Origin of the sequence: Streptomyces tateyamensis (assembly GCF_003205575.1) — a bacterium.
GTDB lineage: Bacteria > Actinomycetota > Actinomycetes > Streptomycetales > Streptomycetaceae > Kitasatospora > Kitasatospora tateyamensis.
In genome coordinates, this window is record NZ_PYBW01000103.1 from 24,096 (window position 1) to 30,206 (window position 6,111).

The following is a 6,111-nucleotide window of genomic DNA, read 5'->3' on the forward strand; positions in this document are numbered from 1 at the left end:
TCAGTGGTGGCCGTGGCCGCTGGTGATCTCCTGGTGCTCCTCGGCGGTCGGCTTCGGGATCTGGCTGTGCTCGCCGAACATCGACTCCGACAGCTTGGCCCGGGTCTTGGTGACCAGGCCCACCTTGCGGGCGACCCCGTTCTCGTCCGTCGCGGCCGGCAGCTCGACCGGCTCGTACTGCTCGTGCGCGGTGAGGGTGTGCAGCTTGTCCTGCGGGAGCTGGGCGTGCACCTCGATGAACTCACCGTGCGGCAGGCGCTTGATGACGCCGGTCTCGCGACCGTGCAGCACCTTCTCCTTGTCGCGGCGCTGCAGGCCCAGGCACCAGCGCTTGGTGACGAAGAAGACGACGACCGGGACGACGAACGAGCCGACCCGCACGAAGTACGTGATGTCGTTCAGCGACAGGTGGAAGTGGGTCGCGATCAGGTCGTTGCCACCGCCGGAGAGCAGCACCAGGTACAGGCTGATCCAGGCGGCGCCGAGCGCGGTGCGCACCGGGGCGTTGCGCGGGCGGTCCAGGATGTGGTGCTCGCGCTTGTCGCCGGTGATCCAGCTCTCGATGAACGGGTAGACCGCGATGGCCACCAGCACCAGCGGGAAGAGCATCAGCGGGATGAAGACACCCAGGTTCAGGGTGTGGCCCCAGGCCCGGATCTCCCAGCCCGGCATGACGCGGATCAGACCCTCGGCGAAGCCCATGTACCAGTCGGGCTGGGCGTCGGTGGAGACCTGGTCCGGCCGGTACGGGCCGTAGGCCCAGACCGGGTTGACCGAGGCGACCGCCGACATGGCCGCGACGATGCCGAAGACCAGGAAGAAGAAGCCACCGGCCTTGGCCATGTAGACCGGCATCAGCGGCATGCCGACGACGTTCTTCTCGGTCTTGCCCGGGCCCGCCCACTGGGTGTGCTTGTGGTAGAAGACCAGGATCAGGTGCGCCACCAGCAGGCCGAGCATGACGCCCGGGATCAGCAGCACGTGGATGGTGAAGAACCGCGGCACGATGTCGGTGCCGGGGAACTCCCCGCCGAACAGGAAGAACGACAGGTACGTGCCCACCAGCGGGACGGCCAGGATCGCGCCCTCCATGAACCGGATACCGGTGCCGGAGAGCAGGTCGTCGGGGAGCGAGTACCCGAGGAAGCCGTCGAAGAAGCCCAGGAAGAGCAGCAGGAAGCCGAAGATCCAGTTGATCTCGCGGGGCTTGCGGAAGGCGCCGGTGAAGAAGACGCGCATCATGTGCACGAACATCGCCGCGACGAAGACGATGGCGGCCCAGTGGTGGATCTGACGGATCAGCAGACCGCCGCGGACCTCGAAGCTGATGTTCAGCGTCGAGGCGTAGGCCTCCGACATCCTGATGCCGTCGAGCGGGGCGTAGGAGCCGTTGTAGACGACCTCGCCCATGCTCGGCTTGAAGAAGAGCGTCAGGTAGACACCCGTCAGGATGATGATGATGAAGGTGTAGAGGCAGATCTCACCCAGCATGAAGGACCAGTGGTCCGGGAAGATCTTGCGCAGGTTGGCCTTGGCCAGGGAGTAGATCCCCAGCCGGCCGTCCAGGTAGTCCGCGGCCGCCTCCGCCTTGTTGGCGGGCTTGGCGCGGGTGCTGGCCGGGGCTGCGGCCTGCTTGTTGCCGGTCGCGGAACTCATGCGCGGCGCTCCCAGAAGCTCGGGCCGACGGGCTCGGCGAAGTCCTCGGTGGCGATCAGGTAGCCCGAGGCATCAGTGGTGATCTTCAGCTGCGGCAGCGGGTGCCCGGCCGGGCCGAAGATGACGCGGGCGCCGTCCGACAGGTCGAAGGTCGACTGGTGGCAGGGGCAGAGCGCGTGGTGGGTCTGCTGCTCGTACAGCGAGATCGGGCAACCGACGTGGGTGCAGATCTTGGAGTAGGCGAGCACGCCCTCGAAGCCCAGGTTGCGGGACTTGTCGTCCTTGATGTCCTCCGGCTGGATGCGGATGAGCATCAGGGCGTCCTTGGCGATGGCCTGCTGGAAGTCCTCGTCGGACTCCTGCAGACCGGCCGGGCGCAGCGCCGAGGGGCCGGGCTTGGCGAAGGTCAGCGAGCCGACCACGATGTCCTCGGCCTTCAAGGGCTCGTTGGTGTTCATGTTGACCAGCCGGATCGGGGTGGCCGGGGTGGCCTCCTCCCAGCCGGTGTTGATCAGCTTCTTCTCCGGCAGCGGACCGAGGTCGCGCAGCAGCACCACACCGGACAGCGGCACCAGGGCCATCGAGCCGATGAGGGTGTTGCGGATCATCTTGCGGCGGCCGAAGCCGGACTCGGCGGCGCCGGTCTTGAACTGCTCGATGACGTCCGCGCGGACCTCGTCGTCGGCCTCGATCGGGTGCCGCTCGGCCGGGTGCTCGACGTCGGACATCAGGGTGCGGGCCCAGTGGACCGCGCCCGCGCCGATGCAGAAGAGCGCCACACCCAGGGTCATGCCGAGCGCGAAGTTGAGCGCGCTGACGTGGCCCAGCGGGAAGATGTAGACGATCTTGTCGGGGTCGATGCTCACGTAGGACGCGATGAAGCCGACGGTGGCCAGCATCGAGAGCACGAAGAGCAGCGACACCTGGCGCTCGGCCCGGTTGGCGGCCCGCTCGTCGATGTCGGTCCGGCGCGGCAGGTGGGCCGGCAGGCCCGGGTCCGCGAACGGGTTGTCGGCGACGGCGGTCTCGCCGTGGCCGTGGGCGGCGCCGTGCGCCGGCAGCTTGTCGTCTGACATGTCGTGGCTCATGACTTCTTGGCCTTGGTGGTGTGGGCGGCGACCCAGATCGCGATGGCGATCAGGATGCCGAGACCGAAGATCCAGCCGAACAGGCCCTCGGTCACCGGACCGAGGCTGCCGAGGGAGAGACCACCGGGGTTGGGCGCCTCGTTGGCCTGGTAGCGCACGAAGGCGACGATCTCCTGCTTCTGCTTCTCCGGCATGGTGCTCTCGGGGAAGGAAGGCATGTTCTGCGGGCCGGTCTGCATGGCCTCGTAGATGTACTTCGGGTCGACGTTCTCCAGCGACGGGGCGTACTTGCCCTGGGTCAGAGCACCGCCGGCGCCGGCGAAGTTGTGGCACTGCGAGCAGTTCGTCCGGAACAGCTCGCCGCCCTTGGCGACGGCGTCGGTCTCGGTGGCGGTGTACTGCTCCTTGGTCGGCGTCGCCGGGCCGGGGCCGAGCGAGGCGACGAAGGCGGCCAGCTGGTCGATCTCGTCCTGGCTGTAGATGTTCTTCTTGCGCGGGACCTGCGCGCCCGGCTGCTGCGCGGGCATCCGGCCGGTGCCGACCTGGAAGTCGACCGCGGCGGAACCCACCCCGACCAGGCTCGGACCCATGCTGCTGCCCTGGCCGTTGAGGCCGTGGCAGGAGGAGCAGCCGACCGCGAAGAGTCGCTTGCCCTGCTCGATCTCGAGCGACTGCGAGGAGCTGTCGGCCTGCGCCGCCTGAGCGGGCGCGAAGGCGTAGTACAGCCCCCCGGCGGCCACGAGGGCGAAGATTAGGACGACCAGCGCCGCCAGAGGGTGGCGCCGTCGTGCGGAGAGCTTTTTCACGGAATACCCCGGTGTCAGGATCTGGTCGGCTGGTCTGGAAGGGGCGCCCCGGTGCCGTACGGCAGCGGCAGGGGAGCGGAGCACGGACAAACGGACCCGGTGCCGCGGGGGCAGGCGGGTCCCGGCCGGGCGGCCAGCGACCTGATCGGTTACTTGATCAGGTAGATGGTCGCGAAGAGGCCGATCCAGACCACGTCGACGAAGTGCCAGTAGTACGACACGACGATCGCCGCGGTGGCCTGCTCGTGCGTGAACCGCTTGGCCGCATAGGTCCGCCCCAGCACGAGCAGGAAGGCGATCAGACCGCCCGTCACGTGCATCCCGTGGAAGCCGGTGGTCAGGTAGAACACCGTGCCGTAGGGGTCGGAGGAGAGCGAGAGCCCGTCCTTCTTCACCAGCTCGGTGTACTCGAAGATCTGGCCGCCGATGAAGATGGAGCCCATCACGAAGGTCCAGGTGAACCAGGACCGGAGCTTCTTCACGTCACCGCGCTCGGCGGCGAAGACACCGAGCTGGCAGGTGACCGAGGAGAGCACCAGGATCGTGGTGTTCACGGAGGAGAAGGGGACGTTGAGGGCATGCGCCTTCTCGGTCCAGAAGACTGGCCCCTTCACGGAGCGCGCCGTGAAGTACATCGCGAAGAGCGCCGCGAAGAACATCAGCTCGGAACTCAGCCAGACGATGGTTCCGACGCTGGTCATGTTCGGTCGGTTGACCGATCCATGCGCGTGCCCGGTTTCTGTTGCTGTTGCTGTCGCCACGACCGACATTATGTCGGTCCCTTATTCCGTCTTCACGCCGGGGGGTCTTCCTCGGAGTGTCCGGTGCGTGCGGTATGCCCGGATGGCCGCACCCGTCCACCGGCTCACGACCGGTCACCTCCGACGGGCCGTCAGCAGGGGAGCGCGGGACCCGGGTGACGCACCCTCGCCCGGGAGGGTGACGGCCGCTGCCGGGACAGGCGTCGTAGCCCGGTAAAGAAGGGGACCAGATCGCGCCGCAGGCTCACCGGGACGGGTGATCGGGAGTAGCATCCGGAGGTGGTGGACGTGGTCCGGATCACATCCGGCTGACTTCTGGGAGCAGGGCCGATGACGCAGCACAGCGACGAGACGCTCACCGTCCTCGTCTACAGCGACGATCGCAACACCCGTGCGCAGGTCACCGAGGCCCTGGGCGACCGCCCCGCGGCGGACCTGCCCGAGATCACCTTCCAGGAGTGCGCCACCACCCCGGCGGTGCTGCGGGCGCTGGAGAAGGGCGGGGTGGACCTGTGCGTGTTCGACGGTGAGGCGGTGCCGGCCGGCGGCCTCGGGCTGGCCCGGCAGGTGAAGGACGAGATCTACGGCTGCCCGCCGGTACTGGTGCTGATCGGCCGGCCGCAGGACAGCTGGCTGGCCGCGTGGAGCCGGGCGGACGCCGCGATCTCGCAGCCGGTGGACCCGGTGGCGCTGGCCGGGGCGGCGGTGACCCTGCTGCGCAGCCGGGTGGCGGGCCGGGCGCTGGCGCGCTGATCCCGTAGGGCAAGACCGGCCGCGGTCCCACTCGCCGCAGGCCGTCTCAGCAGGAGAGAAGGGCCGCCGTCGGGCAGACGGCGGCCCGCTCGCGCTCGCTAGGCTGGCGGCGTCCCGATAGGCAAGGCATACAGACGTGGAGCCGGCGATGGTGAACGTGCACCCTGCGAACGGCGGTCCGGACCCCGTGCAGGTGGTCCGCACCTGGCCGGACCTGCTGACCGCGCTGCTGAGCGGCACCGACCTGGACCGGGCGCAGACCGCCTGGGCGATGGACCGGATCATGACCGGCGAGGCGGGCCCGGTCGAGGTGGCCGGCTTCATGGTCGCGCTGCGGGCCAAGGGCGAGACGGTGGACGAGATCGCCGGCCTGGTCGAGGCGATGTACGCGCACGCCGAGCCGCTGAGCATCCCGGGCCCGGCGGTGGACATCGTCGGCACCGGCGGCGACCGGGCCAAGACCGTCAACATCTCCACCATGTCGGCGATCGTGGCGGCCGCGGCCGGTGCCAAGGTGGTCAAGCACGGCAACCGGGCCGCCTCCTCCGCCTCCGGCTCCTCCGACGTGCTGGAACGGCTCGGCGTGCGGCTGGACCTGAGCGCCCGTCGGGTGGCCGAGGTGGCCGAGGAGGCCGGCATCACCTTCTGCTTCGCGGCCAAGTTCCACCCCGCGATGCGGCACACCGCCGCGCCGCGGCGCGACCTCGGGGTGCCGACCGCCTTCAACATCCTGGGCCCGCTGACCAACCCCGCCAAGGTGACGGCGCACGCGATCGGCTGCTTCGACACCCGGCTGGCCGGCCTGATCGCCGGGGTGCTGGCCGAGCGCGGCTCCACCGCGCTGGTCTTCCGCGGTGACGACGGGCTGGACGAGCTGACCGTCTGCACCACCTCGCGGGTCTGGCTGGTGCGCGGCGGCGAGGTCAGCGAGACCGTGCTGGACCCGCGCGAGCTGGGCATCGAGCCGGTCCCGATCGAGGCGCTGCGCGGCGGCGACCCGGAGTTCAACGCCCAGGTGGTGCACCGGCTGCTGGCCGGCGAGCCCGG

General features: G+C 69.3%; 6 protein-coding genes. 2 read left to right on the forward strand and 4 right to left on the reverse strand.

The window, feature by feature from the left end; all coding sequences use genetic code 11:
• From qcrB to ctaE, 4 genes are all read right to left on the reverse strand, one after another.
• On the reverse strand, positions 1 to 1,656 hold the full coding sequence (qcrB, locus tag C7C46_RS25570) for a cytochrome bc1 complex cytochrome b subunit (protein ID WP_110672273.1): 1,656 nt from the start codon (positions 1,654 to 1,656) through the stop codon (positions 1 to 3).
• Positions 1,653 to 2,744 (reverse strand): cytochrome bc1 complex Rieske iron-sulfur subunit, encoded by a 1,092-nt coding sequence (gene qcrA, locus C7C46_RS25575; RefSeq protein WP_110672274.1) that lies wholly within the window; start codon positions 2,742 to 2,744, stop codon positions 1,653 to 1,655. The genes qcrB and qcrA overlap by 4 nt, the downstream gene beginning before the upstream one ends.
• Positions 2,741 to 3,550 (reverse strand): cytochrome bc1 complex diheme cytochrome c subunit, encoded by an 810-nt coding sequence (gene qcrC, locus C7C46_RS25580; RefSeq protein ID WP_110672275.1) that lies wholly within the window; start codon positions 3,548 to 3,550, stop codon positions 2,741 to 2,743. Before qcrC ends, qcrA begins: the two co-directional genes overlap by 4 nt.
• Before the next feature lie 149 nt (positions 3,551 to 3,699).
• Positions 3,700 to 4,320 carry an aa3-type cytochrome oxidase subunit III gene (gene ctaE / locus C7C46_RS25585; protein WP_110672276.1) on the reverse strand — a complete coding sequence of 207 codons (621 nt, stop codon included), beginning with the start codon at positions 4,318 to 4,320 and terminating at the stop codon, positions 3,700 to 3,702.
• A gap of 321 nt (positions 4,321 to 4,641) precedes the next feature.
• On the opposite strand from ctaE, the gene C7C46_RS25590 reads away from it, so the two are divergent.
• The gene (locus tag C7C46_RS25590; protein ID WP_110672277.1) at positions 4,642 to 5,064 is read left to right on the forward strand and encodes a hypothetical protein; all 423 of its coding nucleotides are present in this window, start codon (positions 4,642 to 4,644) and stop codon (positions 5,062 to 5,064) included.
• A 148-nt stretch (positions 5,065 to 5,212) separates the two neighbouring features.
• Positions 5,213 to 6,111, forward strand: an 899-nt coding sequence (trpD, locus tag C7C46_RS25595) for an anthranilate phosphoribosyltransferase (RefSeq protein ID WP_110672281.1), incomplete at its 3' end; no start/stop codon positions are given.

What these genes read in the sequence shown, in the direction of transcription:
- qcrB (WP_110672273.1), bottom strand. Translation starts at nt 1,656, where the DNA reads ATGAGTTCCGCGACCGGCAACAAGCAGGCCGCAGCCCCGGCCAGCACC.
- qcrA (WP_110672274.1), bottom strand. Translation starts at nt 2,744, where the DNA reads ATGAGCCACGACATGTCAGACGACAAGCTGCCGGCGCACGGCGCCGCC.
- ctaE (WP_110672276.1), bottom strand. Translation starts at nt 4,320, where the DNA reads ATGTCGGTCGTGGCGACAGCAACAGCAACAGAAACCGGGCACGCGCAT.
- C7C46_RS25590 (WP_110672277.1), top strand. Translation starts at nt 4,642, where the DNA reads ATGACGCAGCACAGCGACGAGACGCTCACCGTCCTCGTCTACAGCGAC.